We start from the raw sequence: 26405 nt of genomic DNA, 5'->3' as shown, positions 1-26405 counted from the left end.
CCTCCCGGACTCAGACGACGAGCGACACGGCGTGGATGACCAGGCCGACCAGGCCGCCCACGATGGTGCCGTTGATGCGGATGAACTGCAGGTCGCGGCCGACGTGGAGCTCGATCTTGCGCGAGGCCTCCTGGCCGTCCCAGCGCTCGATGGTCGCGGTGATGACCGCGGTCAGCTCGGTGCCGTAGCGGCCCACGGCCCAGACCACCAGGTCGGAGGTCCAGCCGTCGAGCCGGCCGCGCAGCGCGTCGTCGCGCTGCACCCGCTCGGCGAACGCGACCAGCTCCACCGTCGCCTTGTCGCGCAGCGGGCCCTGCTCGTCGTCGAGCGCCTCGAGCAGGGCACGGCGGAAGGCGGCCCACAGCGACATCCCGGTGGCGACGACCTGCGGCTGGGAGAGCACCCGGACCTTGAGCTTCTCGGCGCGCTCCTGCGTGGCGGGGTCGTGGAGCAGGTCCTGCGCCAGCTGGGCGAGCAGGCTGTCCAGGGCCTGGCGGGCGTGGTGGTCGGGGTCGCGCCGGATGTCGGCGACCCAGCGCACGGACTCGACGTACAGCCGCTGGGTGACGACCTCGTTGAGCCGGTCGGGGGTCCACCAGGGGGCCCTCTCGGTGATCACCTCGGTGAACTCGTCCTGGTGGTGCTCCAGCCAGCGGTGCGCCTCGTCCAGGGCCAGGTCGACCAGGCCGTGGTGGGCGCCGTCGGCGACGATCTCCTGGAGCAGGCCCCCGGCGAGCGGTGAGATCGGCTCGGCCTTGAAGCGCGGCACGAGCACCTCCTCGACCGCGGTGCGGACGTCCTGGTCGCGCAGGCGGGTGACGACGGTGGACAGGACCGACGCCCCCTCGGCCACGACCCGGCGGGCGTGCGGCTCCTCACCGACCCAGCGGGCGACGCGGGTGACGACGTCGGCGGCGGCGAGCCGCTCGCGGATGACCGCCTCCTGGAGGAAGTTCTCGGCGAAGAACTCCTCGAGGCTCTTGCCGAACTCGTCCTTCTTGCGCGGCACCAGCGCGGTGTGCGGCACCGGCAGGCCCAGTGGGTGGCGGAAGAGCGCCGTCACGGCGAACCAGTCGGCCATCGCCCCGACCATGCTGGCCTCGGCGCCGGCGTTGACGAACCCCCAGACGCCGGTGCGTCCCAGGGTGAGCAGGTAGACGACGGCGGCGAGGACGAGGAGGGCCAGCGCGACGGTCTTCATCCGCCGCAGGCGCCGGAGCCGTTCGGCGTCGGCCGCGTCGGCGGTGGTCAGGGGCGCGGTCATGGTGGGCCGAACCTATCGGACCCCGTCGGAGCGCCCTGTGGGAAACCCCGGTCAGACGGCCGCCGGACCGTACACTCAGGCGGTGTCGAACACCCGTGGCCCTCGCGGCCCCCGTGGCCCCCGCGCCCGCCTCCTCGTCCCCCTGCTGCTGGTCTCCGGGCTGGTCCTGCCGTCGGCGGTGCTGGCCTCGGCGACCCCCGCCACGGCGCAGGACCGGACCCACGGCTCCACGACGCGCGTCACCCCGGGCCCCGACCGGTCGAGCCGACCGGTCACCCGCGGCCAGGCCCTGGCGCTGCTCCACCGGGCCCAGGCCCGCCTGGAGCCCCGCACCCCGCGCTCGGGCCGCGTGAGCGGTCGCGGCCCCGCCACCGAGGTGACCACGACCCTCGTGCAGCTGTTCCACGCGCGCTCGGCCCTCACCGGCGCCGACCGCCGTGCGGCCGACGCGCTCCTGGCCCGGCCCACCGACGGCGGCGGGACGGACGCGGCCACCTACGGCGACGCCACCGACCACGCCTACTGCGGGTCGGCGGACTCGCACTTCTGCATCCACTACGTCACCACCGGGGTCAACCGCGTCTCCCCGACCGACGCCGACCACGACGGCACGCCCGACTACGTCCAGACCGTCGCGGCCACGATGGACACCGTCTGGAACGCGGAGATCGACCGCCTGGGCTACCGCGCGCCGCTCTCCGACGAGGCCACGGTGGGCACCGAGCCGGGCAACCCCGACGGGCGCGTCGACGTCTACCTCGCCCAGCTCGGGCCCCAGGGCCTCTACGGCTACTGCGCGCCCGAGGGCGCCAGCGACGACCGGCAGGTCCCGGGCTACTGCGTGCTCGACAACGACTACTCGCTGCGCGAGTACGCCACCTCCAACCCGCTGCTGCCGATGCGGGTCACCGCCGCCCACGAGTTCTTCCACGACGTCCAGTTCGGCTACGACGTCGCCGAGGACACCTGGTTCATGGAGGGCACCGCCACCTGGATCGAGGACGAGGTCTTCGACTCGGTCAACGACAACTACCAGTACCTCGCCGACAGCCCGATCCGCTTCCCCAGCCGCGCCGTCGACTACTCCGTGGGGCTGCACCCCTACGGCGCGTGGATCTTCTTCCGCTACGCCGCCGAGTCCCTGGGCGGACCCGACGTGGTGCGCTCCTTCTGGGACGCCGCGGACGCCGCCACCGGCTCGCAGTACTCCCTCCAGGCGATCGTCTCCACGGTCTCCCAGCGGCACTCCTGGAGCGACTTCTTCGCCCGGTTCGCGACCTGGAACCTGCTGCCCCCGGGCACCTACTCCGAGCGCGCCGGCTACCCGGCGCCGGCGTACCGCAGCACCCGCACGCTGACCACGCGGTCGCCCTCGACCGGGACCGTGCGCACCGACCTGGTCCACCTCAGCAGCGCCTCGGTGCGCGTCAGCCCCGCCTCCACCCTCCCGGTGGGCCGGCACCTGCGCGTCACCATCGACGCCCCCGACCGCAGCCGTCAGCCCGCCGCGCTGCTGCTGGTGCGGGCCACCGACGGCACGGCCCGGACCGTCCCGCTGACCCTGGACGCCGCCGGCAAGGTCACCACCGTGCTCGGCTTCGACCGTCGCAAGGTCCGGTCGGTGACCGTCACGGTGGCCGACACCTCGCCGACCATGCGGTCGTGCGGGACCGTCGCCGCCTCCGACGGCGGACCGCTCTACAGCTGCTTCGGCCGCGGCACCACCGACCCCACGTCGGCCAACCGCAACACCTACGCCGTCACCGCCCGGGCGTTCTGACCCGGTCGCCGACGCCCCTCGCCGCCACCCCATCCACCGCGGGCGGCGGCGACGAAGCACCCCCGAGCCCGATCCAGCACGACCCACCCGTCCCCACCCCACGAGGAGATCCCTGTGCCGACCCTGAGCGACTTCACCGCCACCACCATCACCGGCGAGGAGCAGCCGCTGTCGGCGTACGCCGGCCAGGTCGCGCTGGTGGTCAACACCGCGTCGCAGTGCGGCTTCACCCCGCAGTTCGAGGGCCTGGAGAAGCTGCACGAGCAGTACGCCGACCAGGGACTCGTCGTGCTGGGCTTCCCGTGCAACCAGTTCGGCGAGCAGGACCCCGGCAGCGACAGCGAGATCGGCTCGTTCTGCCAGAAGAACTACGGCGTCAGCTTCCCGATGTTCTCCAAGGTCGACGTCAACGGCGACGACGCGCACCCGCTCTACAAGTGGCTGCGCACCGAGAAGAAGGGCCTGCTCGGCGAGAAGATCAAGTGGAACTTCACCAAGTTCCTGGTCGGTCGCGACGGCGAGGTCGTCAAGCGCTACGGCTCGACCACCAAGCCCGAGAAGATCGCCGGCGACATCGAGAAGCAGCTGGCGCACCAGGCCGGCTGACCCCTCCTCCCACCGGCCTCCACCGGCTCGGGGTACTCCGCGGTAACGTGGCGAAGCACGTCCCGCGCCCGCCCGACAGGAGCAACAGATGCAGCTGGCCCTGACCGAGGAGGAGTCCGCCTTCCGCGAGGAGATGCGCGACTTCTTCACCACCAAGATCCCCCAGGAGATCCGCGACCAGGTGGCTTCGGGCCACCACGTCGGCAAGGAGGGGATCGTCGAGACCCAGCGGATCCTCAACGCCGCCGGGCTCGCCGTCCCCAACTGGCCCGCGGAGTGGGGCGGCCGCGACTGGTCGCCGCTCCAGCGCCACATCTGGCACGAGGAGATGCAGCTGGCGTGCGTGCCGCCGCCGCTGGCCTTCAACGCCAGCATGATCGGCCCGGTGATCGCGCAGTTCGGCAGCCAGGAGATGAAGGAGAAGTTCCTCCCGGCCACCGCCAACCTCGACATCTGGTGGTGCCAGGGCTTCTCCGAGCCCAACGCCGGCTCCGACCTGGCCTCGCTGACCACCAAGGCCGTCCGCGACGGTGACGACTGGGTCATCAACGGCCAGAAGACGTGGACCACGCTCGGCCAGCACGCTGACTGGATCTTCTGCCTGTGCCGCACCGACCCGGACGTCAAGAAGCAGGCCGGGATCTCGATGATCCTGATCCCGATGGACACCGAGGGCGTCACGCTGCGCCCGATCCAGCTCATCGACGGCGGCCACGAGGTCAACGAGGTCTTCTTCGAGGACGTCCGCGTCCCCGGCGAGAACCTCGTGGGTGAGGAGAACCAGGGCTGGACGATGGCCAAGTTCCTGCTCGGCAACGAGCGGGTCGGCGTCGCGCCGGTCGGTGCGACCAAGCGCAACCTGGCCCACGCCAAGGAGCTCGCCCAGGAGACCGGCGCCCTGGAGGACCCCGTCCTCGCCGCGCAGATCGTCTCGCTGGAGAACGACCTGCTGGCCCTGGAGCTGACCGCCCTGCGCGTGGTGGCCCACTCCGCCGACGGCAAGCCGCACCCGGCCTCCTCGGTCCTGAAGCTGCGCGGCACCGAGCTGCAGCAGGCCGTCAGCGAGCTGCTGGTCGACGTGGCCGGCCCGCTCGCGCTGGCCTCCTTCGCCGAGGACGGCTCCGACGTCCCGGTGTGGGCGCGGACCAGCGCCCCGACGTACCTCAACCTGCGCAAGGCCTCGATCTACGGCGGGTCCAACGAGGTCCAGCGTCAGATCATCGCCGGCACGATCCTGGGACTGTGAGGAGAGACCATGGACTTCACCCTTGACTCCGAGCAGACCGCGCTGCGCGACGCCGCACGCGGGCTGCTGAAGGGCTACGACGCCGAGACCCGGCGCCAGACCGTGGCCAAGGACCCCGGCTTCGACGAGGCGATGTGGGGCCGGCTGGCCGAGATGGGCCTGCTGGGCCTGCCGTTCAGCGAGGACCACGGCGGCATGGGCGCCGGACCCGTCGAGCTGTCGGTGGTGTGCGAGGAGATCGGGCGCGTCACCGCCCCCGAGCCCTACGTCGAGTCGGTCGTGATGGCCGGCGGCCTGGTCGCGGCGCTCGGCACCGACGAGCAGCGCACCGACGTCCTCGGTCGGCTCTCCGAGGGCGCGGTCATCCTGGCCGCGGCGGTCCACGAGCCCGGCAAGCGCTGGGACCTGGTCGGCGGCGGCGTCACCGAGACCGACGGGAAGCTGACCGGCGTCAAGGAGCCGGTGCTCGCCGGCGGTCGCGCCGACCTGCTGGTCGTGACGGCCCAGACCGCCGACGGCCCGGCCGCGTTCCTGGTCGAGCCCGGCGAGGGCGTGAGCGTCACGTCGTACGCCACCTTCGACGGCACGCGGGCGGCCCGGATCGCCTTCGACGGCGCACCGGCCACCCGCCTGGGTGACGGCTCGACCGACACCCTGGCCGCGCTGGAGCGGGTCGTGGCGGCGGCGAAGATCGCCTACTGCCACGAGGCCGTGGGCCTGATGGAGTCGGCGCTGAAGATGACGACCGAGTACCTCACCACCCGCAAGCAGTTCGGGGTCACCCTGAACCGCTTCCAGGCGCTCACCTTCCGCGCCGCGGACATGTACACCTCGGTGGAGCTCACCAAGAGCATCGTCACCTGGGCGACCATGGTGCTCGCCGACCGCAGCTCCACCCCTGACAAGGTCACCGAGGCCTCGCGCCGGGCCAAGCTGCAGGTCAGCAAGGCCGGGCGTCACGTCGGGCAGGAGGCGATCCAGCTGCACGGCGGCATCGGCATGACCATGGAGTACGCCGTCGGGCACATCACCGCCCGCCTCACCGCGATCGACCACCTGCTCGGCGACGGGCGCGCCCAGACCGGGCACCTGGCCGAGCACCTCACGGAGTACGGCGTGGTCGACCCGCTGCGCTGAGCCGCCACGTGCCACGGCCCGGGACCCCTCGAGAGGGGGGCCCGGGCCGTCGTACGTCGTGGCTCGTCCGGTCGACTCGCGCGAGGTGGTGGACGGTCTCGGGCCGGCAGGAGCCTCGTGGAGCGTCTCCAACCCCGATCTGCATGCCGTTCGAGCCCACCGTCAGCCGGCGTACCAGGAGCCGCGACCGCCGGGGAACCAGTCCTCCATCGGGTTGCCGCCACCGCCGCGGCGGCCGCCGCGGCCACCCCGGCCGCCGAGGTAGCTGCCCACGACCGCCGCGCCCAGGTCGTCGAGCTCCGGTGCCACGACGCGTCCCTCGACCCGGTCGGCGAGCTGGTCCAGGAAGCGGGCCAGGCCCGGGTCGTCGCCGAGCCGGAAGATCGTCACCTGGGCCCCCAGGCGGGCGCTGGTGTCGAGCTCGCGCACCGACCACGCCACCGTCAGCGGGTGCGGCGGGTAGGAGAACCACACCTCGCCGTCGGGCTCGAGGTGGCTGGTGGGCTCCCCGTCGGTGACGATCAGTAGCACCGGCTGGGCGCTGGGGTGCTTGCGGAAGTGGCGGTTGGCCAGCAGGAGGGCGTGGTGGAGGTTGGTGCCCTTGTCCCAGCGGGCGTCGAGGCCGGTGAGCTCCTCGATCTCCATCACCCGCGCGGACCGGCCGAAGCCGATCAGCTGGAGGTGGTCGCCGCGGAAGCGGGTGCTGATCAGCTGGTGCAGCGCCAGGGCCGTCCGCTTCATCGGCACCCAGCGGTTGGCCATCGCCATCGAGAACGAGGTGTCGACCAGCAGCGCGACCGCCGCCTGGGTGCGGGCCTCGGTCTCGTCGACCTCGACGTCGCCGATCTGGAGGCGGACGCCGTGCGCGACTTCGCCGCCCTCGCCGACGGTGCGGGTGATCGCGTTGGTGATGGTGCGCGTGACGTTCCACGGCTCGGTGTCGCCGTACGCCCACTCCCGGCTGGCCCCGCTCAGGTCGCCGGCCGCGCCAGCGTGGCGCAGGTCGCGCTGGCCCTGGCGACCCGAGATCCGCTGGGCCACGTCGCGCAGCAGCGCCTTGCCCAGCTGGCGCATCGCCTTGGGCGAGAGGGTGAGCTGGCCGTCGGAGCTGCGCTTGAGGTAGCCGGTCTCCTTCAGCGCCTTCTCCAGCTCGGCCAGCGTGCGGGCGTCGATGCCGGCCTGCTCGCCGAGCTGCTTCTCGAGCTTGTCGACGTCGACGTCGTCCATCCGCGAGCCGTTGTAGGACTGCGCGAGCTGCTCGGCCAGGTCGTCGAGGTCGGCCAGGTCCTGGAGCACACCGGTGCCGTCGCCCAGGCCGAGGCCCTGCTCGCCGCCGAAGTCCTCCGACCCGCCCCAGTCCTCGCCGGGGCGCAGCGAGCGCAGGTTGTCGTCGAGCTGGGACAGCGACTGCATCAGCTCGGGGCTGCCGAAGGCCTCGGAGGCCAGGGCGTCGAGCTCGTCGCGCTGCTCCTGGGTCATCGAGTTGCGCATCCGCTGGGCGGCCGCGGCCCGCTGGGCCAGGGAGTCCATCAGCTCGTCGATGTCGCGGGGGTTCTCGGGGAAGAAGTCGCCGTGGGCGTCCATGAAGTCGGTGAAGTCCTGCTCGGTGTCCTCGCCGCGCCGGTGCTTGTCCAGCAGCGCGTTGAGGTCGGTGAGCATCTCGTTGACCCGGGCGCGGTCCTCGTCGGTCGCGTTCTCGAGCGCCTGCTTCATGCCGGCGAAGCGCTGGTCCAGCATCTCGCGACCGAGCAGGTCCTTGATCTTCTCGAAGTCAGCGCGGGCCTCGGGGCTCTTCCAGTCGTAGTCCCCCAGCTCGTTGACGGCCGCGGCCGTGCTCGGGGGCAGGGCCCCCAGCTGGAGCTCGCGGAAGGCCCGGTCGCCGTCGTCCATGTCGACGTCGCGCGCCAGCTGTCCACGCTCGGCCAGGACGGCCTTGTCCAGGAGCTCGCGGACCTCTTGGAGCGTGCCGTCGAGGTCGTGCTTGCTCAGCAGCTCGCGCCGCTTCTCGGCCACGCGACGGGCGAGGTCGTCCAGGCCGGCCTGGTTCTCGCCACCGCGACGCAGGAACTCCCGCATCGCGCGCTCGGGGCTGTAGCCGGCCATGACGTCCTCGCCGATGGCGTCGAGCGCCTCGGCCAGGTCGACGGGCGGGGCGAGCGGGTCCGGCCCGCCGGAGTAGCGGCCGTAGCGGGACCGCCGCCGCCGGTCAACCACCGTGCACCCGCGTCACGAGGGTCGGGTGGGCCAGGGTGCGGGGGATCTCGGCATCCTGCTCGACCCGGGCGATCAGGTCCTCGACCTCGGCGTCGTCGAGCGAGGAGTCGACGGCCACGTCGTAATCGATGCCGTGCGAGCGCCAGGAGTCCGGGTCGAAGGCGCCCCGGGCGGTGACGCGCACGCCGTCCAGGCGGGTCCCGCGCCGCTGGGCCTCGCGGTAGACGCTGTTCAGGACGCACCCCGCGACCGCCAGGTGGAGCAGGTGGGCGCCCGAGAACGCGGCGTCGAAGGTGACCCCGGAGCCGGTCCAGGGGTGCTCCACGGCGATGCCGTCGTCGACCGCGAGCGTCCCGGCGCCGACCGTCGCGGTGTGGTGCTCAGCCATAGACGGTCTCGCCCTCGCCGGAGGCCTTGTCGACCCGCTTGGCCAGGAACAGCCCCTCCAGGGCCAGCTCGATCGCGCCGGCCCGCTCGCCGTCGTCGGTCGCACCGAGGCGCTCGCAGACCTGGTCGTAGAGCTCGGACTCGCCCAGCGGTGGCAGACCGGTGAGCACGTCGCGGGCGGTGACCTGCTCGCCCGTGGTGATGCTGGCGCCGCGCTCGATGGCCTGGACCAGCAGGCCCAGGTCGACGCCGGCCAGGTGGGCGCGCACCGTCTCGGCGGTCGCCTTGCGCAGGAGGTGCTCCAGGACCTGCTGCTCGCGGCCCTCCTCGCCGGTCTCGAACTCGATCTTGCCGCCGAGCACGTCGACCGAGGTCTCCAGGTCGACGACCCGGGCGACGGCGCGCTCCTCGCCCTGGGAGGTGGCGCGGTGCAGCGCCGCAGCGGCGATGGTCTCGGCGCCCGCGATCGAGAACCGGGCGGAGACGCCGGAGCGCTGGTCGACCGAGGAGGACTCGCGCAGCGCCCGGGTGAAGCGGGCCAGGATCTCGATCAGGTGGTCGGGCACGTGGGCGACCAGGTCGGCCTCCTGCCGGATCACCGCGACCTCGTCCTCGAGGTCGAGCGGGTAGTGCGTGCGGATCTCGGCGCCGAAGCGGTCCTTGAGCGGGGTGATGATGCGGCCGCGGTTGGTGTAGTCCTCGGGGTTGGCGCTGGCCACCACCAGGGTGTCCAGGGGCAGTCGCAGCACGTAGCCCCGGATCTGGATGTCGCGCTCCTCCATCACGTTGAGCATCGCGACCTGGATCCGCTCGGCGAGGTCGGGGAGCTCGTTGATGGCCACGATGCCGCGGTGCGAGCGCGGGATCAGCCCGAAGTGGATCGTCTCGGGGTCGCCCAGGCTGCGGCCCTCGGCGACCTTCATCGGGTCGACGTCGCCGATCAGGTCGGCGACCGAGGTGTCGGGGGTGGCGAGCTTCTCGGCGTACCGCTCGTCGCGGTGGCGCCACGCGACCGGCAGCTCCTCGCCCAGCTCGCGGGCCCGGCGCTGGGAGGCGTGGGTGATCGGGTCGTAGGGGTGCTCGCCGAGCTCGGAGCCGTCGATGACGGGGGTCCACTCGTCGAGCAGGCCGACCAGCGTGCGCAGCAGCCGGGTCTTGCCCTGGCCGCGCTCGCCCAGGAGGACCACGTCGTGGCCGGCGAGGATCGCGCGCTCGAGCTGCGGGATGACGGTGCTCTCGAAGCCGTGCAGCCCGGGCCAGGGGTCGCGGCCCGTGCGGAGCGCGTCGAGGAGGTTCTCGCGCAGCTCCTGGCGCAGGCTGCGCTGCTCGTGACCGCTCGCGCGCAGGGCGCCGACGGTGGCGAGGTCGGGGGCGTTGGTGGGGCGAGCAGTGTGGGTCGTCGTCACCCTGGCCACGCTACTCAGCACGGGAAACGAGGTGGCGCGGGCGGGCAGGATGGGGGCATGGCTGCCGCACTCCCGTCCCACCCGGCGCTCCCCCGCTCCGGCGCCTGCCCGTGCGGGCTGGCGGCGTACGCCGTGTGCTGCGGGCCGCTGCACCGGGGCGAGCGGCAGGCCGCGACGCCGGAGGAGCTGATGCGCTCGCGCTTCGCGGCGTACGCCGTGGGCGACACCGACCACGTCTGGCGCACCTGGCACCCGCGCACCCGCCCCGACCAGGTGACGCACGACCCCACGACGCGCTGGACCCGGCTGGAGGTCGTGGAGGCCACCGACGACGTGGTCGAGTTCCGCGCCCACCACGAGTCGCCGGACGGCCCCGGGGTGCTCCACGAGCGCAGCGTGTTCGCGCGGCGAGCCGGGCGCTGGTTCTACCTGGAGGCCGTGTGAGCGACGCCCCGGGCGCGGCGACCGTGCGTCCGCGCCGTCCCGTGGACCTGCCCGTGCTGGAGCAGCTGCTGGGCGAGCAGCAGGCGGCCACGGAGTACCCCCTGCGCTGGCCGCTGCCGTTCCCGGTCGAGCGGTTCCTGGTCCGCACCGGGGAGCAGGCGGCGTGGGTCGTCGAGGTCGACGGCGAGGTGGCCGGACACGTGGCGGTGTCGGCCCCGGAGCCCGACGACGAGCTCTGCCGGGCGGTGCTCGACCTGCTCGGCCACGGGGACTTCGCCCTGGTCACCGTGCTCTTCGTCGGGTCCGACCACGGGGGCCGGGGGCTGGGCTCGTTGCTGCTGGAGACGGCCACCGGCTGGATCCGCGGGCAGGGGCTCACGCCGGTGCTCGACGTGGTGCCGACCCACGGCCGCGCGGTCGCGCTCTACCTCGCGCGCGGGTGGGTCGAGATCGGCCGGCTGCGGCTGGACTGGCTGTCCCCGGACCGTCCCGACCTGCTGGTGATGACCCCGGGCCGAGGAGGGTTGTGAAACCCTGTCGAACGTGTCCCCCGGCCTGGTGTCCGTGCTCCTGGTCGTGCTCGGGGTGCTGCTCGTCGGTGCGGTCGCCGGTCTGGTGGTGACGACCCGGGAGCTCCGGATCACCCGCCGGCGGGTCGAGGAGCTCGAGGACCGGCTGGCGGCGTACGCCGTGGAGGAGAACCGCAGCGGGCGGGCGGTCAAGGCCGCCGGGCTCGCGATGCGGACGGCCGTCGACGCGGTGAGCCGGGTGCGCTCGCAAGGCGTGCGCGGCATGCTGCTCAGCTCCATCGACGACTTCGCCGCCTGGACCGCCGAGGCGCGCGAGGACGTGGTCCGGGTGGCCGACGAGGACGGCAACGTGACCGTGCTGTTCACCGACATCGAGAACTCCACGGCGCTCAACGACGAGATCGGCGACGAGAGGTGGGTGCGCCTGCTCGACGCCCACGACGAGCTGCTCGGCCACTGCTTCGACCGGCACCGGGGCCACGTGGTCAAGAACCAGGGCGACGGCTACATGGTGCTGTTCTCCACCCCCGAGCTCGCCCTGGAGGCCGCGCTCGACGTGCAGCACGCGTTGAACGCCAAGCGCCAGCGCAGCCGTCGGCTGCGGTGGAACCCGATCCGCGTGCGGATCGGTCTGCACACCGGCACCGCGATCGAGCGCGACGGCGACTGGTTCGGGCGCAACGTGGCCAAGGCCGCCCGGGTGGCCGCGATGGCCGACGGGGGCGAGATCATGGTCAGCAGCGAGACGGCCGCACGTCTCTCCGAGTCCGCGAGGTGGACCATGAGCCAGACCGAGCCCGTCGAGCTCAAGGGCCTGCCCGGCGAGCACACCCTGTGGCTGGTGGAGGAGCGGTGATCCGGCGCGTGCTGGTCGTCGACGGCGCCAACGTGGTGGGCGCCACCCCCGACGGCTGGTGGCGCGACCGGGCCGGCGCGGCGGTGCGGCTGCACGGCCGGCTGGCGGTCGCCGACACGGCGTACGACGAGATCGTGCTGGTGCTCGAGGGCAAGGCCAAGGGCGGCCTGCGACCCGGCCGCGACGCCCACCTGCGCACCGTCCACGCCCCGCGCGACGGCGACGCCACCATCGTCAAGGAGTCGCGGGCGGCCCGCGAGCGGGAGCACGAGGTCACCGTGATCACCGCCGACCGGGCGCTGCAGATGAAGGTCGAGGCGCTCGGCTGCCGCACGATGAGCCCCACCTGGCTGCTGGCGGTCATTGCCGACTGAGGTGGAGCCGGCAGTGTGGGTGGGCCGACCGACGCGCCGTCAGCGGCCCTGGGCGCGCTTCTGCCGGATCACCGAGGCGAGGTCGAGCTCGTTCTCCTCGCGCCAGCGGGCGAGCTTGCGCAGGTCGGTCTCGAGCGACCCGGGCGGGCTGGCGAGCCGCTCGTGGTGCCAGCGCAGGGCGTCCTCGGCGTACGCCACCCAGGCGACCGGGCGTGCCGAGCGGATGGCGTCCAGCGCGGGGACGGGCTCCCAGCCCTGGCCCAGGAGGACCGCGAAGCCGAGCGAGGGGCCGCGGTTGACCCCCATGTGGCAGTGCGTCAGGACCGTGCCGCCCGCCTCGAGCGCCTCGAGGGCCCAGCCGACGCCGTGCTCGAACCACGAGGTGGGCACCTGCTGGCCCGCGTCGTCCATGCCGTGGTGCAGGTAGCTGATCTCCGGCGCCAGCCGGGCCACCCACTGCTCGTCGTTCCACTCCACGCGGGCGTCGACCACGTGGGTGACGCCGGCCTCGCGCAGCTCGTGCAGCTGGCTGGCGGCGAGCTGCTCGTCACGGGTGTCGAGGTCGCCGCCGACGACGAGGTGGTCGGTGACGAAGTCGGCGTCGGCGGTGGCCAGGTTCGGTCGCGGGTTCGGTCGGGGAGTCGGTCGCGGGTTCGTCGGGGGGCCGGGCACCGGGAGAACCTAGCCCGCCGCGCCCGGCGTGGCGCCGGTCGGGAGGTCGAGGACCTCGGCGAGGGAGGTCCGGAGCCGCTCGGACGCCGCAGCCGCAGCCGCGGCGTCGCCACTGTCGGTGTCGGCGCCGGGAGCGCGACGGCCCTGCCCGTCGTCGCGCTCGCCCTCCGCGCCCGCGTCGCTCGAGCCGGCGGAGCCCGCCGCCCGGCCCCGTCCGGGCTGCTCGTCCCCGGAGGAGCCCTGGCTCGCCTGCTCCTGGCCCGACTTCTTCTGGCTCGTCGTCGCCGGCTGGCCCGACTTCTGGCCCGACTGCTTCTGGCTCGACTGCTTCTGGCCCGACGTCGCCGGCTGGCCCGACCCGGCTGCCTGGCTGGGCTGCTCGCCGCCGCCGGACTCCGAGTCGGCGTGGCCCGGAGGGGACTGGTCCTGAGAGCTCTGGCCCTGGGGGCTCCGGTCCTGGCCGGTCGACTGCTGACCGGTCCCGGACCGGCCGGGAGCGGGCCCGCGGTCGGCCCCCTGCGACCCCCGGGACGGTCGGTCGTCCGCGTGCCGACCGGCCTCCCCGGCGTCCCCACGGGCGGGCCCGGAGGCGGCCGGGGCGGGGTCACGGGTCCGCGAGACCCCGGTGGGGTCGGCGTCGTGGTTGGCGTCGTGGTCGGTCGGGGTCAGCGGTGCGGCCAGGCGGGCGGCGAGCCGCCCCGGGGTCTCGACGTGCGGCGGGCGGGTGTCGGAGGCCCGAGGAGCCCCGGGAGCCGACGACAGCGGGCGGTCACCCGCGCCTGCCGGGGGCTCGGGGAAGTCGAAGGGCAGGTGGATGCGCGAGAAGTCCGCGACCTGGCGCTGCCACGGCCGGGGCAGGGTGTTGGCCGCGGCCGAGAGCCCCGTGGCACCGACGCCCGCCGCGGCCAGCACCAGGGCACCGGCCAGCGCCCGTCGTCCCCGGACCCGCAGCGGCAGGACGACTCCGGGCCGGTCCTCCGGGTCGGGCCGACGAGCGGGGGCTGCCGCGCGGGACGGCGCCCCCCGGTCGAGCAGCCCGCGCAGCTCGGGCGACGGCACGGGAGCGGTCCGCAGGAGCGGTGAGAGGGCACGGGACAGCGCGTGCTCGAGCCCGTCGTCGGACGCCGGGGCGGCGTGGCCGTCGGCCGTGGCGGCGTCGTCGAGCGCCGACTCGCGCAGCACCGCGGCGACCCGCGGCAGGAGGTCCGGGACGTCGTTCACCGCGCCACCTCCCGGTCGAGCATCAGGGTGCGCAGGCGCTCGAGGCCCCGCCGCTGGAGCTGCTTGACCGAGGCCACCGTCTTGCCGGTCACCTCGGCGGTCTGCTCCAGGGTCAGGTCGCCCAGGATCCGCAGGGTCACCACGGCGCGCTGGTCCTCTCCCAGGTCGGCCATCAGGGCCACCGCCCGCTGCGCCTCGAGGGAGGACACGGCGACGTGCTCGGCGGACTCGCTGACGCGGTCGTCCCACTCGGGCTCGTAGGACAGGTCGACCGGGCGGCGGGCGCGCCGGCGCACGTCGTCGACCGAGCGCGCGTGCGCCACCGAGAACACCAGCGTGCGCAGGCCGGCCGCGCCGCCCCGCAGCGAGGGCAACCGGGGGTAGACGCCCAGGAACACCTCGCTGGTGAGCCCGTCGGGGTCCTCGACGCCGCGGGAGCGGAGGTAGCCCAGGACGCGCGGGGCGAGGGCGGCGTACACCTCCCGGAAGGCCTGCGGGTCGCCGGCCGCCGCCAGCTGGGCGACGTCGTCGGTGAGCTCCACGACCTGCGACTCCTCGAGTGGGGGGACGCCCAAGTAGCCTGCCGGCCACCAACGGGGGGTAGGGGTGGCCGACAGGCTACGTCATGGGGGGCACGCCCCGGCTCGGCCCGCCGGAGCGAGCCGGGTGCCGTGGAGGTGGTGCTCATCCGCCTCACCGTCCCTGGGTCGTGCACCAGGGTGATCGACGCCGGGGGCCGGAGGTTCCGCTTGAAAACGAAACTTTCTCGTTCGCCCTGGTCAGCGGCTGAAGCGCTCGTCCCGCCGCTCGGCGTTGTGGTCGGCGTTGTTCTGGTAGTGCATGACGACGTCGCTGAAGGTCTTCCAGTCCACGTCGCGGGCCGAGACCAGGACCCAGTTGTCCATGTAGTGGGCGAAGGCGATCTCACCGTCGCGCACCCGGATGTCGACGGCGGGGTCCTCGAGGTCGTAGCGGTGGGTGTGCCCGTCGCGCCGGATCTCGATGATCGCGCGGTCGACGGTGATCCGCTGCGGGATCCGGGCCTTGAGGTAGGTCCACCCCCCGACCACGACCAGCCCGCAGACCGCAGCGAGCACGGTCAGCGGCGTCGTCCGCGTCGACGACAGCTGCAGCAGGCTCCACCCCAGGCCCACCAGTCCGGCGACGATGAGGACGCCCACGACCTTGCGTCCGGGGCTGGGGGCCACGAAGACGTGCTGCCCCCCGACCTTGTCCGTGCTGGTGCTCATCGTCGCGCTCCTGTCCGGGCGCGCTGCGCCGTGCGCCCGGACCCCAGCGTGGCACTGCAACGGGCTAGACGTGGGGGAAATGTCAGGATCCGTAGGCGCCCGACGACGGTGTGACGAGGTGGTCGAGACCGGCGTACACCGACAGCGCGTTGCCGGCGAGCACCAGCGCGGCGGTCTCGTCGTCGGGGCACAGGGCGGCCACGGCGGCGGCGTTGCGGGCGGTGCCGGGCACGCCGGGCCAGTCGGTGGCGAAGATGAACCGGCGGGCCAGCCGGGCGAGGTCGAAGCGCGCGTAGTACTCCGGCAGCCGGCGGGGCGGCAGCCCGGAGAGCTCGATCCACACGCGCGGGAAGGTCAGCGCCATCGACGCGGCCGCGTCGTACCACCACCCCCGGCCGCCGTGGGCCAGCACGACGTCGACCTCGGGGAAGTCGCGCAGGACGGGCAGCAGGTGCTCGGGCGAGGCGAGCTCGTTCATCGACCCGGGGAAGGTGCTCGTGCCGCAGTGCACGACGAGCGGGACGCCCCGCTCGGCCAGGACGGCGTACGCCGGGTAGAGGGCGCGGTCGTCGCAGCGGAACCCCCCGTGCACCGGGTGCAGCTTGAGCGCCGCCGCCCCGTGGTCGAGCTGGCGGGTGAGCTCGCGCGCGATCGGGAAGTGCAGGTGGGGGTTGACGTTGGCCACCGGCCGGAAGCGGCGCGGGTCGTGCTCGACCAGGGGCAGCAGGTCGTCGAAGAGCTGGTAGCCGGTCGCCTTGGGGCTGTGCTCGCAGAACAGCAGCGCGGCGTCCACGCCCTGCTCCTCGAACACCTCGGTCAGGGCGGCCGGGACGGGACGGCCCTCGGCGTCCCACACCCGCTCCAGGACGCCCGCGGGCCCGAACTCTCTCGCCCAGTCGGTCCACGCGGGCGCGACCGACCCCAGGACCGGGACGTGCACGTGGGCGTCGACCAGGAGGTGCTCGGCCAGCATCAGGACCAGGTCCGGACGCGCTCGGTGTCGGTGCCGAGGTCACCCACCTTCGCGGCCCCTCCCGGCGCTCCCAACGGCCCGTCGCGACCGGGCAGGACCTCGAGGAAGAACGCCGCGTTGTCCTCCACGAAGGCCTCGTCGCCGTCGGCCACCCGGCGGTCCTGGGTGATCGCCTCGACCGGGCACACCGGCTCGCAGGCGCCGCAGTCGATGCACTCCCGGGGGTGGATGTAGCTCTTGCGGTCGCCCTCGTAGATGCAGTCCACGGGGCACTCGTCGACGCAGGCCTTGTCGTTGACGTCGATGCAGGGGCTGGCGATCACGTAGGGCATCAGGAGACTCCTGGCTGGGTGCGCGGGTGGGGCCGGTGGTGGGTGGACCGGGTCACGAGGTCACCTCGGCGGCCTCGCGCGCGCCGGTGGTCGCGGGCTCGGCCTGCGGGTCGTCCCGGACCATGCCACGGACCTTGAAGCGCTGGAGCTTGCCGGTGGCGGTCTTGGGCAGGTCCTCGACGAACACGACCTGGCGCGGCGCCTTGAAGTGCGCCAAGCCGTCGCGGCACCAGGTGACCAGGTCCTGCTCGACGAGGTCCGGCTCGCCGTCCCCCCGGCGCACCACGACCACGGCGACGGGCTTGTCGAGCCCGTCGGCGTCGGCCACCCCGACCACCGCGGCCTGCTGGACCGCCGGGTGCTCCAGGAGCCGGCTCTCGACCTCGGCCGGGGAGACCCAGATCCCGCCGGCCTTGAGCATGTCGCTGTTGCGGCCCAGGCAGGTGAAGTAGCCGTCCTCGCCGCGCACGTAGGTGTCGCCGGTGGAGAGCCACTCGCCCTGGAAGACCAGGCGCGAGGCGTCGGTGCGGTGCCAGTAGCCCAGCGCGATGGAGGCGCCGCGGACGAAGAGCGCGCCCGGATGCCCGGCGGGGACCTCGTGGCCCGCGGCGTCGCGCACCTGGAGGTCGTAGCCGGGCACGGCCGTGCCGGTCGTCCCGGGCCGGATGTCGCCGGGACGGTTGGAGAGGAAGATGTGCAGCGCCTCGGTGGAGCCGATGCCGTCGAGGACCTCGACGCCGAACCGGTCGGTGAACCGGCGCTGCAGCGGCGCCGGGAGGACCTCGCCGGCCGAGGCGCACAGCCGCACGGAGTCGAACGCGGTCGCGGGCAGGTCGCTGCCGACCAGGGCGGCGTAGAAGGTCGGCACCCCGAAGAACAGCGTCGGCCGGTCGCGCTCGAGGCGCTCGCGCACGACGTCGGGGGTGGGTCGCCGGGGCTCCAGGACCGTGGTCGCCCCGACCGAGAGCGGGAAGAAGACGGTGTTGCCGATGCCGTAGGCGAAGAACATCTTGGGCACCGAGAAGGTCACGTCGTCCTCGGTGATGCCCAGGACCTGGGTGCCGTAGGTCTCGCAGACGTGCCGGACGTTGGCGTGACGGTGCATCGCGGCCTTGGGCTGGCCGGTGGTGCCCGAGGTGTAGAGCCACAGCGCCCACGAGTCGTCCACGGTCGGCGCGGTCGAGGTGTCGCCGGACGCGCCCGCGACGACCAGGTCGGCGTACGACGTGAGCGCGACGCCGTCGGGCAGGTCGATCCGCCCCTCCCCCGCGAGCACCACGTGCTCGACCGCGGGGCAGGACGCGACCGCCGCGGTCACGGCGTCGGCGTACTCCGGGGAGGCGACCAGCACCCGGGCGCCGGAGTCGGCCACGATCGAGGCCAGCTCGGCCCCGGTGAACATGGTCGAGACCGGCACGGCCACGAAGCCACCGCGGAACGCGCCGAGGATCGAGGTCAGCATCGGCACGTCGTCGGAGGTCACCAGCACGACCCGGTCGTCGTGGTGCAGCCCGAGGGTGCGCAGCCCGGCGGCCACCGCGCCCACCCGGTCGTCGAGCTCGGCGTAGGTCCACCGCTCGGCGGCGACCACGGCGGTGCGGTCCCCCCGGCCGGCGTCGACCTGGCGGCGCACCAGGTAGTCCGCGGCGTTGAACCCTCCAGCGGTCGGGCCGGTCGTGACCACCTCACACCCGCCGGTGGTCGTAGGAGCCCCGCTGGCCGGTGCCGTAGCGCCGCAGCGCGCCGTCGGGGCCCGAGGCGTTGGGACGCACGAAGATCCAGTTCTGCCAGGCCGTGAGCCGCCCGAAGATCTTGGTCTCCATCGTCTCGGGACCGACGAAGCGGTGGTTGGCCTCCATGCCGGTGAGCGCGTCGGGGCTCAGCGAGGCGCGCTCCTCGAGCACGATCCGGAGCTCGTCCTCCAGGTCCAGGTCGTCCAGCGCCATCGTCACCAGCCCGGCCTCCTCGGCGGCGCGGGCGTCCAGCGGCCGGTCGAGCACCTCGCGGGCGCGGGCCAGGTCCTCCTCGCGGCCCCAGAAGCGCGAGGCCAGGCGGGTCAGGCCGTTGCCCATCGGGAACGGCCCGTCGTTGCTGGCGGTGAGCGCGACGCGGGCAGGCTCGGCGTCGGGGTCGACGTCCTCGTAGACGCCGTCGAGCATGTACTGCCGGTCGCAGGCCAGCGCCAGCTCGGCCAGCAGCCCACCGAAGCAGCTGCCCGGCTCGACGACCGCGACCAGGCTCCGGCTGGTGACGTCGAGGCGCTTGAGCGTCCGGGCGGCGTACGCCGAGGTCTCGTGCGCGAACCAGTCGCCCGCGTCGACCAGCTCGCGCAGCCGGGCGTCGTGGGCCAGCACCCGGTCGAGGTCGCCCTCGGTGCGCAGCACCCACGTGCCCAGCTCCTGCTCGTTGGTCCGCAGGCGCAGCACCAGGTCGTCGAGCTCCCGGGCCACCGCCAGGGGCCACCACGCGACCCCCTGGGCGCGCGCCGCGGCGGCGTCGGCGGGCGGCTCCTCGCCGGGCCCCAGCACGGTGACGTCGACCCGGCGTCCGGCCCGGTCGAACCGCGCCTTCACGTGGGGGTAGGACAGCCCGTCCTCGTCCTCGGTGCGCTCCAGCGGGGTCAGCGCGACCCCGTCGTCGGCCGTGGCCGGTCGCCGGTCCGAGGCGGCGACGGCCCGCTCGGCCCGGGCCCGGATGTCGGCGTCCCAGCGGGCCCGGCTCACGGTCGCGTCCACGAGTCCCCACTCGACGGCGGTGGCGCCCCGGTAGCCCTCGGACCGGGTGGCGAACAGGTCGGCGCGGTCCTTGCGCACCAGGCGCTTGTCCACGACCCGGGTCAGTCCGCCGGTGCCGGGCAGCACGCCCAGCAGCGGCACCTCGGGCAGGCTCACGGTCGAGGAGCCGTCGTCGATCAGCACGATCTCGTCGCACGCCAGGGCCAGCTCGTAGCCGCCGCCCGCCGCGGTCCCGTTCAGCGCCGCGATCCAGGTCTGCCCGCTGCCCTCGCGAGCACCCTCGATGGCGTTGCGGGTCTCGTTGGTGAACTTGCAGAAGTTCACCTTCCACGCGTGGCTGGACTGCGCGAGCATCCGGATGTTGGCCCCGGCGCAGAACATCCGGTCCAGGCCGCCGGTCATCACCACGGCCGTGACCTGGGGGTGCTCGAAGCGCAGCCGCTCGACCGCGTCGTGGAGCTCGATGTCGACGCCGAGGTCGTAGGAGTTCATCTTCAGCGCGTAGCCCTCGACCAGGCCCGCATCCTCGTCGACCAGCAGGGTCAGGGTCGCGACCGCGCCGTCGACCTCCAGGCGCCAGTGGTGGTAGCGGTCGGGGTGGGTCTCGAAGTCGACGACCGGCACCGGCGCCGGCCGGGTCTGGTCGGCGCGCTCGGGCGCGTCCAGGACGGACATGGGTGCACCTCGTTCGGTGGGGTGGGCGTCGCCTGGGACTCTACGCCGACACGGCGGACCGTCAAGAGTTTGTCGCACGTCCTCCGGGAGCGGCGTACGCCGACGCGGGGCGACGACGCGCGACAATGACGCCCGTGCCCACCGACCCCGCCCCCACGTCGCCGGTCTCGCGCCGCCGCGAGACCGGGGCCGCCAGCGCACGGTCGCTGCTGCTGACCGTGCTCGGGGAGTTCGTCCACCCGCGCCACGCGTCGGTGTGGACCGCGACCCTGATCGAGGCGCTCGGCGCCCTGGGCGTCGAGGAGAAGTCGGCCCGGCAGTCCTTGGCCCGCACCGCCCGCGAGGGCCACCTGCGCTCGGAGCGCCACGGCCGCCGGGTGCTGTGGGAGCTGAGCCCCGAGGGCGCCGAGCTGCTCGAGAGCGGCACCCGCCGCATCTACGGGTTCATGGGCGAGCGGCACCCCTGGGACGGACGCTGGCTGGTGCTGACGGTCCCGGTCCCGGAGACCCAGCGACGCCTGCGCCACCGGCTGCGCACCCGCCTGACCTGGCTCGGCCTCGGGTCCCCCACCTCCGGGCTGTGGATCACTCCCGACGCCGCCAAGCGGGCCGGTGTGCAGGAGGTCATCCGCGACCTGGGGCTCGAGTCGCAGGCCTTCGCCTGGACCGGCTCGGCCGCCGGCCTCGGCGACGAGCAGCGGCTGCTCGGCGACGCCTGGGACCTGGCCGAGGTCGAGGAGCGCTACCGCGAGTTCCTCCTGGAGTACGCCGACCGCGAGGTCGCCTCGCCCCAGGAGGCGTTCACCGCCCAGGTCGAGATGGTGCAGGAGTGGCGCCGCTTCCCGTTCCTGGACCCCGACCTGCCCCGCGAGCTGCTCGACCACGACTGGCCGGGCCCGCGCGCCGCGGCGGTCTTCCACGCCCAGCACGCGGCGTGGCACGAGGCCGCCCAGGCCCACTGGGACGGGCTCGACGCCGCCGCCCGCGCCGGCTGAGGACGCCCCTCCGCGCTGCGCCGGGGATCAGGCGTGGCGGTAGGTGACGACCTTGCTGCCGTTGTAGCAGGCCGGCCGGGGTGCGACGACCGAGCTGGGGATCGACCAGCGGCGCAGGTCCCGGCAGGTCCAGATGTCCTGGGTGCCGAGCACCTCGCGCCACTGGCCGGAGACGCGCTTCCAGATCGCGGCGTACCCACCGCACTGGTTGACCGCGCCCCGGGCGTAGCCGTCGGAGCGCACCCGGTTGACGCTCAGGCCCACCGCCGACGGCGAGCAGGTCCGGGTGGCCTGCAGGTGGTGGATGGTGCGCTTGGCGAAGGCGCGGAAGTCGGCCGGGGCCCCCGGGAGCCTGCGGTCGACGTTGACCGCGCGCTGGATGAACACGCCCTGGTCGCCGCCGTAGACGTGGAGGGTCGGGGTCGCCGCCCGGGCGGGGCCGGCGGCGAGGGTCAGGGCTCCGGCGAGTGCCAGCAGGAGGCTGAGCAGCGGGGTGACCGGGGTGAGGACGCGTCGTGACATGGGGACTCCCGAGAGTGGTTGTCGATGACAAGCACACGCTAGGACCGCGCTCGCCGTCGCCACCAGGTCGGCGCCCCAGGTCGGCGGGAGCTCGCCACGGGTGGGGGGTCAGGCGTGGCGGTAGGTGACGAACCGGGCGCCGGTCCAGCACTCCTTCGGGCCCGGGCCCGGGATCATCGAGGACGGGACCGACCAGCGGCGGAGGTCGCCGCAGGGCCAGCCGGACTGCGTGCCGGTGACCATCCGCCAGCGTCCCGACACGCGCTTCCAGATCAACAGGGCCCCGCCGCAGGCGTTCTCGGCCCCGGAGGCGAAGCCGTCGGTCCGCACCCGCCACACGGTGAGGCCGCGCGCCGACCCCGCGCACTCGTCGAGGCCGCGCAGGTAGGTGACCCGTCGCTTCACGAAGCGCCGGAAGTCCGCCGGGGACCCCGGCAGCCGACGGTCGACCTGGGTGGTTGAGGTGAGGTACACGCCCGTGCCGTCCGACCCGCGGTAGGTCAGCAGCCGTCGCGCGGCCGCGTCGGCGGACGAGGTCAGGGCCAGCGTGCCGGTGAGGGCAGCGAGGAGCGCGGTCAGGACGACGAGGAGCGAGGTGGGTAGGCGCACGAGGGACCTCCGGAGCAGGCCGGTCCCGACGGGTCCGACGTGCTCAGCAACCTAGCCAGCCAGCCGCTCCGTGGGCAGCGTCCGTCCGCGGAAGACACACCCCCGGAAACGGTGGCTGGCGCAGCTCAGACCAGGCCCTCGTCGGCGAGGTGCACGTAGTCGAACTCCACCGGCTGGTCGTTGATGCCGGCGTTCGGCGGGGCGATCCAGCCGGCGAACTCACCGGGCTCGTAGACCGGCACCATCAGGGCCGCGACGTCCGCGCGGTCCTGGTCGCTGGGCAGCCACCCCTCGACCTGGGCTGCCCACGCGGCGTCGTCGAGCACGTCGCCGTGGGGGCCGACGTGGTGGGCGGAGTAGGTGCCGACCCGGCGGTTGAACCCCTCGTGGGGCAGGTAGAGCCGCTCCTCGAGGCCGGCCTCCTCGAGCGCCTGGTTCCACCGTCGTACGCCGTTGGCGCAGTCGGCGACGTACTCGTCGCGCAGGTCGAGGTTGAGCGCGCTGAGCATCGGGACCGTCCGGGTCCTGATCTCACCGTCCTCGACGTGCTGCATCTCGCGGGTGTCCTCGAGGAGGACGTGGTCGTCCTTGCGGCGGGTCTCCTGCCAGCGGCCCTTGAGGCCGGAGGAGTAGTAGTTGCCGGCGTTGGTGGACTGCTCGGAGCCGAAGAGGTCCATCGAGACCGAGAACTGGAAGTTGAGGTACTTCTGGATCACCTCGAGCGGGATCACCCCGTGCTCGAACCCGGCGTCGGAGCCGTGCGCGGCCATCTTCTCGGCCGTGCGCTCGACCACCCGCTGCACGCCGGTGGTGCCCACGAACATGTGGTGGGCCTCCTCCTTGAGCATGAACTCACAGGTGCGCGCCAGGGGGTCGAAGGCCGACTCCTTGAGGGTGCCGAGCTGGTACTTCCCGTCGCGGTCGGTGAAGTAGGTGAACATGAAGAACTGCAGCCAGTCGGTGGTCTCCTCGTTGAAGGCGCCGAGGATGCGTGGGGCGTCGAGGTCGCCGGAGTTGCGCTTGAGCAGCTGCTCGGCCTCCTCGCGGCCCTCGCGGCCGAAGTAGGCGTGCAGCAGGTAGACCATCGCCCAGAGGTGACGACCCTCCTCGACGTTGACCTGGAACAGGTTGCGCAGGTCGTAGATCGACGGGGCGGTCGCCCCCAGGACCCGCTGCTGCTCGACCGAGGCGGGCTCGGTGTCGCCCTGGATCACGATCAGCCGCATCAGGTCGGCGCGGTGCTCGCCGGGCACCTCGGTCCACACCGGCTCGCCCTTGTGCTTGCCGAAGGACACCGTCTTGTCGGGGTCGCCCTCGGCCAGGAAGATCCCCCAGCGGTACTCCTCCATCGGCACGTGCTCGAAGTGCGCCCACCCGTCGCGGCCCACGGCCACGGCCGTGCGGAGGTAGACGTCCTTGGTCGGCAGCGCCGGGCCCAGGGTCTTCCACCAGTCGAGGAACTTGGGCTGCCAGCCCTCGAGCGCCCGCTGGAGCCGCCGGTCCTCGTTGAGGTTGACGTTGTTCGGGATCTTCTCGGAGTAGTCGATGCGGCTCAGCGGGCCGGTCGGCGCCGGCGCGGCGCCGGTGCGGTCGTCGGCGCGCTCGTTGGTCTGGGTCATCTCGTGCTCCCTGGGTTCGGCGAACCCTCTCGTTCTACACTCCCGTGGCGGAATTGCCAAGGGACTGTCGACTGTGCGGCGTCCGGGTCGGCACGGGTCGGGCCGGGTCGATTGGGGAACATCCCGGCCCGTCGACGCCTTGGACCAGGGGTGGGCGTCCTTCCCGGGGCCCCACGACCGACCGACACCCAACCTCGAGGAGTCACGCGTGACCCAGAACCTCGCAGCCCCGTCCGGCACCTTCCAGCTCGGCGGCGACCTGCCCGTCGTACGCCTCGGCTACGGCACCATGCAGCTGCCCGGCGAGGGGGTCTGGGGTCCGCCGCGCGACCACGACGAGGCGATCAAGGTCCTGCGCCGTGCCGTCGAGATCGGCATCACGCTCTTCGACACCGCCGACTCCTACGGCCCCTACGTCGCCGAGGACCTGCTGCGCGAGGCGCTCCACCCGTACGGCGACGACGTCGTGATCGCGACCAAGGCCGGCCTGACCCGCCAGGGCCCGGGCGTGTGGACCCCGCTCGGCCAGCCGGCGTACCTGCGCCAGGAGGTCGAGCTCAGCCTGCGCCGCCTCGGCCTGGAGCGGATCGACCTGTTCCAGCTGCACCGCATCGACCCGGCGTACCCCGTGGCCGACCAGGTGGGCGAGCTCAAGGCCCTCCAGGACGAGGGCAAGATCCGGCACATCGGCCTGTCCGAGATCAGCGTCGACGACCTCGTCGAGGCCCAGAAGACCGCCGAGATCGTGTCGGTGCAGAACCTCTACAACCTGGCCAACCGCGACGCCGAGGCCCTGCTGGACCACTGCACCGAGCACGGCATCGGCTTCATCCCGTGGTTCCCGCTGGCCACCGGCGCGCTGTCGAAGGAGGACGGCCCGCTGGCCGCCGCCGCCAAGGAGCACGACGCCTCCCCCTCGCAGCTGGCGCTGGCCTGGCTGCTCAAGCGCTCGCCGGTCGTGCTGCCCATCCCCGGCACCAAGTCCGTCGACCACCTCGACGCCAACACCGCCGCCGCCTCGATCGAGCTGAGCGACGCCGAGTTCGAGGCGCTGGGCGAGGCCGCGAAGGCGGGCGCCTGATGCACTACACCCGTCTGGGCCGCACCGGCCTCGAGGTCTCCCGGATCGCGATCGGCTGCATGAGCTGGGGCGACCCGGCGCGGGGCGGCCACCCGTGGGCCAAGGACGAGGCGTTCGCCGAGGAGACGATCCGCGCCGCGCTCGAGGCCGGGATCAACTTCTTCGACACCGCCAACGTCTACTCCGGCGGCTCCAGCGAGGAGTTCACCGGTCGCGCGCTGTGGAAGCACGCCAAGCGCGAGGACGTCGTCCTGGCCACCAAGGTCCACGGCCGGATGCGCCCGGGCCCCAACGGCGCCGGGCTCTCCCGCGCGGCGATCCTGCACGAGGTCGACGCCTCGCTGGAGCGGCTCGGGACCGACTACGTGGACCTCTACCAGATCCACCGGTGGGACCCCGCGACCCCGATCGAGGAGACGATGGAGGCGCTGCACGACGTCGTCCGGTCGGGCAAGGCCCGTTACATCGGTGCCTCCTCGATGTACGCCTGGCAGTTCGCCAAGGCCCAGGAGGTCGCACGGGCCCACGGCTGGACCGAGTTCGTCTCGATGCAGGACCACTACAACCTGGTCTACCGCGAGGAGGAGCGCGAGATGCTCCCGCTGTGCGCGGACCAGGGCGTCGGCGTGATCCCGTGGAGCCCGCTGGCGCGCGGACGTCTGACCCGGCCGTGGGACACCGCGACCAACCGTACCGAGACCGACGAGTTCGGCGGCTCCCTCTACCGCGACGAGGACGCCGCCATCGTGCAGACCGTCCTCGACGTCGCCGGCGAGCGCGACGTGGCCCCGGCGCAGGTCGCCCTGGCCTGGCTGCTCGCGCAGCCGGTCGTCACCTCCCCGATCGTCGGGGTGACCAAGCCGGAGCACCTCACCGACGCCGTCGCGGCGGTCGACCTCGAGCTGACCGAGGACGAGCTGGCCCGGCTGGGCGAGGGGTACGTCCCCCACGCGATCGCCGGCCACCGGTAGCAGCGCGTGGCAGGGGGTTCCGCGACCGACGTACGCCGTCGGCGCGGGGCTCTGGCCGTGCCCTCACATCGCCGGGGCGCCGGACTCCTGGGGGTAGAGGTTCTGCAGGCGGACCTGGCCGCGGCTGACCAGCGCGCCGTCCTCGCGACGGGTCTCGACCAGCCAGACCTGCTGGGACCGGCCGCGGTGCACGGGCTCGGCGACCGAGGTCAGGGTGCCCTCGCGGACGGCCTTGTAGAAGTCGGTGGAGTTGTTGACCCCGACGACCTGGCCCTTCTCCCCCAGCCACAGCGCGCCGCCGATGCTGGCCAGGGTCTCCACGACGCTGCAGTGCACCCCGCCGTGGACGATGCCGTAGGGCTGGTGCAGCTTGGGCTGGGCCTCCCACGTCGCGGTGACCCGGTCGCCGGTGGTCTCGGTGAGGTCCAGGCCGAGCCAGGCCACGAACTGACCCGTCATGTCGATGCTCTCGTCGGTCATGGCGAGCATCCTCCCAGCGGAGCACG

At 73.4% G+C, this 26405-nt stretch carries 27 protein-coding genes; 11 read left to right on the top strand and 16 right to left on the bottom strand.

Annotated elements, in window-relative coordinates; all coding sequences use genetic code 11:
* Window positions 1–10 precede the first annotated feature (10 nt).
* Complete coding sequence (locus ACYVDA_RS13230; protein ID WP_460818852.1) at window positions 11–1264, bottom strand: DUF445 domain-containing protein; 1254 nt, start codon at window positions 1262–1264, stop codon at window positions 11–13.
* Window positions 1265–1346: 82 nt separating this feature from the next.
* On the opposite strand from ACYVDA_RS13230, the gene ACYVDA_RS13225 reads away from it, so the two are divergent.
* The 4 genes from ACYVDA_RS13225 to ACYVDA_RS13210 all read left to right on the top strand — a co-directional run bounded on the left by ACYVDA_RS13225 (window position 1347) and on the right by ACYVDA_RS13210 (window position 6033).
* Window positions 1347–3044: an MXAN_6640 family putative metalloprotease gene (locus ACYVDA_RS13225; RefSeq protein ID WP_460818851.1), complete on the top strand. Its 1698-nt coding sequence runs from the start codon at window positions 1347–1349 to the stop codon at window positions 3042–3044.
* Window positions 3045–3158: 114 nt separating this feature from the next.
* Entirely contained in the window at window positions 3159–3650 is a 492-nt protein-coding gene (locus ACYVDA_RS13220) for a glutathione peroxidase (protein ID WP_460818849.1), read from the top strand.
* Between the two features lie 88 nt (window positions 3651–3738).
* The gene (locus ACYVDA_RS13215; RefSeq protein WP_460818848.1) at window positions 3739–4896 is read left to right on the top strand and encodes an acyl-CoA dehydrogenase family protein; all 1158 of its coding nucleotides are present in this window, start codon (window positions 3739–3741) and stop codon (window positions 4894–4896) included.
* A 9-nt stretch (window positions 4897–4905) separates the two neighbouring features.
* Entirely contained in the window at window positions 4906–6033 is a 1128-nt protein-coding gene (locus tag ACYVDA_RS13210) for an acyl-CoA dehydrogenase family protein (RefSeq protein WP_460818847.1), read from the top strand.
* A 162-nt stretch (window positions 6034–6195) separates the two neighbouring features.
* Here ACYVDA_RS13210 and ACYVDA_RS13205 read toward each other — a convergent pair whose 3' ends face one another.
* From ACYVDA_RS13205 to ACYVDA_RS13195, 3 genes are read right to left on the bottom strand one after another with little or no spacing between them, the layout of a single operon-like run.
* A complete protein-coding gene (locus tag ACYVDA_RS13205; protein WP_460818845.1) occupies window positions 6196–8247 on the bottom strand; it encodes a vWA domain-containing protein in 2052 nt (683 codons plus the stop codon).
* On the bottom strand, window positions 8240–8635 hold the full coding sequence (locus ACYVDA_RS13200; protein WP_460818844.1) for an OsmC family protein: 396 nt from the start codon (window positions 8633–8635) through the stop codon (window positions 8240–8242). Before ACYVDA_RS13200 ends, ACYVDA_RS13205 begins: the two co-directional genes overlap by 8 nt.
* Window positions 8628–10040, bottom strand: coding sequence for a magnesium chelatase (locus tag ACYVDA_RS13195; protein WP_460818843.1), 1413 nt, complete (start codon window positions 10038–10040; stop codon window positions 8628–8630). The genes ACYVDA_RS13200 and ACYVDA_RS13195 overlap by 8 nt, the downstream gene beginning before the upstream one ends.
* A 57-nt stretch (window positions 10041–10097) precedes the next feature.
* On the opposite strand from ACYVDA_RS13195, the gene ACYVDA_RS13190 reads away from it, so the two are divergent.
* The 4 genes from ACYVDA_RS13190 to ACYVDA_RS13175 are packed head-to-tail and all read left to right on the top strand — an operon-like array spanning window position 10098 to window position 12244.
* Window positions 10098–10484, top strand: coding sequence for a YchJ family protein (locus ACYVDA_RS13190; RefSeq protein WP_460818842.1), 387 nt, complete (start codon window positions 10098–10100; stop codon window positions 10482–10484).
* On the top strand, window positions 10481–11014 hold the full coding sequence (locus ACYVDA_RS13185; RefSeq protein ID WP_460818841.1) for a GNAT family N-acetyltransferase: 534 nt from the start codon (window positions 10481–10483) through the stop codon (window positions 11012–11014). Before ACYVDA_RS13190 ends, ACYVDA_RS13185 begins: the two co-directional genes overlap by 4 nt.
* Before the next feature lie 13 nt (window positions 11015–11027).
* Window positions 11028–11870, top strand: a complete 843-nt coding sequence (locus ACYVDA_RS13180) for an adenylate/guanylate cyclase domain-containing protein (RefSeq protein ID WP_460818840.1) — start codon at window positions 11028–11030, stop codon at window positions 11868–11870.
* Window positions 11867–12244 (top strand): NYN domain-containing protein, encoded by a 378-nt coding sequence (locus tag ACYVDA_RS13175; RefSeq protein ID WP_460818839.1) that lies wholly within the window; start codon window positions 11867–11869, stop codon window positions 12242–12244. The genes ACYVDA_RS13180 and ACYVDA_RS13175 overlap by 4 nt, the downstream gene beginning before the upstream one ends.
* A 39-nt stretch (window positions 12245–12283) precedes the next feature.
* On the opposite strand, the gene ACYVDA_RS13170 is transcribed toward ACYVDA_RS13175, so the two are convergent.
* The 8 genes from ACYVDA_RS13170 to boxC form a co-directional block, all read right to left on the bottom strand.
* On the bottom strand, window positions 12284–12916 hold the full coding sequence (locus ACYVDA_RS13170; RefSeq protein WP_460818838.1) for a dual specificity protein phosphatase family protein: 633 nt from the start codon (window positions 12914–12916) through the stop codon (window positions 12284–12286).
* A 9-nt stretch (window positions 12917–12925) separates the two neighbouring features.
* Complete coding sequence (locus tag ACYVDA_RS13165; RefSeq protein WP_460818837.1) at window positions 12926–14137, bottom strand: hypothetical protein; 1212 nt, start codon at window positions 14135–14137, stop codon at window positions 12926–12928.
* Window positions 14134–14679, bottom strand: a complete 546-nt coding sequence (locus ACYVDA_RS13160) for an RNA polymerase sigma factor (RefSeq protein ID WP_460818836.1) — start codon at window positions 14677–14679, stop codon at window positions 14134–14136. The genes ACYVDA_RS13165 and ACYVDA_RS13160 overlap by 4 nt, the downstream gene beginning before the upstream one ends.
* A 237-nt stretch (window positions 14680–14916) precedes the next feature.
* A complete protein-coding gene (locus tag ACYVDA_RS13155; RefSeq protein ID WP_460818835.1) occupies window positions 14917–15387 on the bottom strand; it encodes a hypothetical protein in 471 nt (156 codons plus the stop codon).
* A gap of 82 nt (window positions 15388–15469) precedes the next feature.
* Window positions 15470–16360, bottom strand: coding sequence for an amidohydrolase family protein (locus ACYVDA_RS13150; protein ID WP_460818834.1), 891 nt, complete (start codon window positions 16358–16360; stop codon window positions 15470–15472).
* Window positions 16360–16692: a ferredoxin gene (fdxA, locus tag ACYVDA_RS13145; protein ID WP_460818833.1), complete on the bottom strand. Its 333-nt coding sequence runs from the start codon at window positions 16690–16692 to the stop codon at window positions 16360–16362. The genes ACYVDA_RS13150 and fdxA overlap by 1 nt, the downstream gene beginning before the upstream one ends.
* Before the next feature lie 52 nt (window positions 16693–16744).
* Window positions 16745–18376 carry a benzoate-CoA ligase family protein gene (locus ACYVDA_RS13140; protein ID WP_460818832.1) on the bottom strand — a complete coding sequence of 544 codons (1632 nt, stop codon included), beginning with the start codon at window positions 18374–18376 and terminating at the stop codon, window positions 16745–16747.
* Window position 18377: 1 nt separating this feature from the next.
* Window positions 18378–20102, bottom strand: coding sequence for a 2,3-epoxybenzoyl-CoA dihydrolase (gene boxC, locus ACYVDA_RS13135; RefSeq protein WP_460818831.1), 1725 nt, complete (start codon window positions 20100–20102; stop codon window positions 18378–18380).
* Between the two features lie 134 nt (window positions 20103–20236).
* On the opposite strand from boxC, the gene ACYVDA_RS13130 reads away from it, so the two are divergent.
* Complete coding sequence (locus ACYVDA_RS13130; protein WP_460818830.1) at window positions 20237–21097, top strand: PaaX family transcriptional regulator; 861 nt, start codon at window positions 20237–20239, stop codon at window positions 21095–21097.
* Window positions 21098–21124: 27 nt separating this feature from the next.
* Here the strand turns inward: ACYVDA_RS13130 and ACYVDA_RS13125 are convergent, their stop codons facing one another.
* The 3 genes from ACYVDA_RS13125 to boxB form a co-directional block, all read right to left on the bottom strand.
* Window positions 21125–21619 carry a hypothetical protein gene (locus tag ACYVDA_RS13125; protein WP_460818829.1) on the bottom strand — a complete coding sequence of 165 codons (495 nt, stop codon included), beginning with the start codon at window positions 21617–21619 and terminating at the stop codon, window positions 21125–21127.
* A gap of 108 nt (window positions 21620–21727) precedes the next feature.
* Complete coding sequence (locus tag ACYVDA_RS13120; RefSeq protein WP_460818828.1) at window positions 21728–22228, bottom strand: hypothetical protein; 501 nt, start codon at window positions 22226–22228, stop codon at window positions 21728–21730.
* Window positions 22229–22353: 125 nt separating this feature from the next.
* Entirely contained in the window at window positions 22354–23847 is a 1494-nt protein-coding gene (gene boxB / locus ACYVDA_RS13115; RefSeq protein ID WP_460818827.1) for a benzoyl-CoA 2,3-epoxidase subunit BoxB, read from the bottom strand.
* A 208-nt stretch (window positions 23848–24055) separates the two neighbouring features.
* On the opposite strand from boxB, the gene ACYVDA_RS13110 reads away from it, so the two are divergent.
* Window positions 24056–24928, top strand: coding sequence for an aldo/keto reductase (locus tag ACYVDA_RS13110; RefSeq protein ID WP_460818826.1), 873 nt, complete (start codon window positions 24056–24058; stop codon window positions 24926–24928).
* Window positions 24928–25899 carry an aldo/keto reductase gene (locus ACYVDA_RS13105; RefSeq protein ID WP_460818825.1) on the top strand — a complete coding sequence of 324 codons (972 nt, stop codon included), beginning with the start codon at window positions 24928–24930 and terminating at the stop codon, window positions 25897–25899. Before ACYVDA_RS13110 ends, ACYVDA_RS13105 begins: the two co-directional genes overlap by 1 nt.
* Before the next feature lie 63 nt (window positions 25900–25962).
* On the opposite strand, the gene ACYVDA_RS13100 is transcribed toward ACYVDA_RS13105, so the two are convergent.
* Window positions 25963–26379, bottom strand: coding sequence for a PaaI family thioesterase (locus tag ACYVDA_RS13100; protein WP_460818824.1), 417 nt, complete (start codon window positions 26377–26379; stop codon window positions 25963–25965).
* Window positions 26380–26405 lie beyond the last annotated feature (26 nt).

The sequence above is a fragment of the Nocardioides korecus genome (assembly GCF_054778395.1).
The sequence above is the reverse complement of the archived record's forward strand: the minus strand, read 5'-3'. Positions and strand labels throughout refer to the sequence as shown.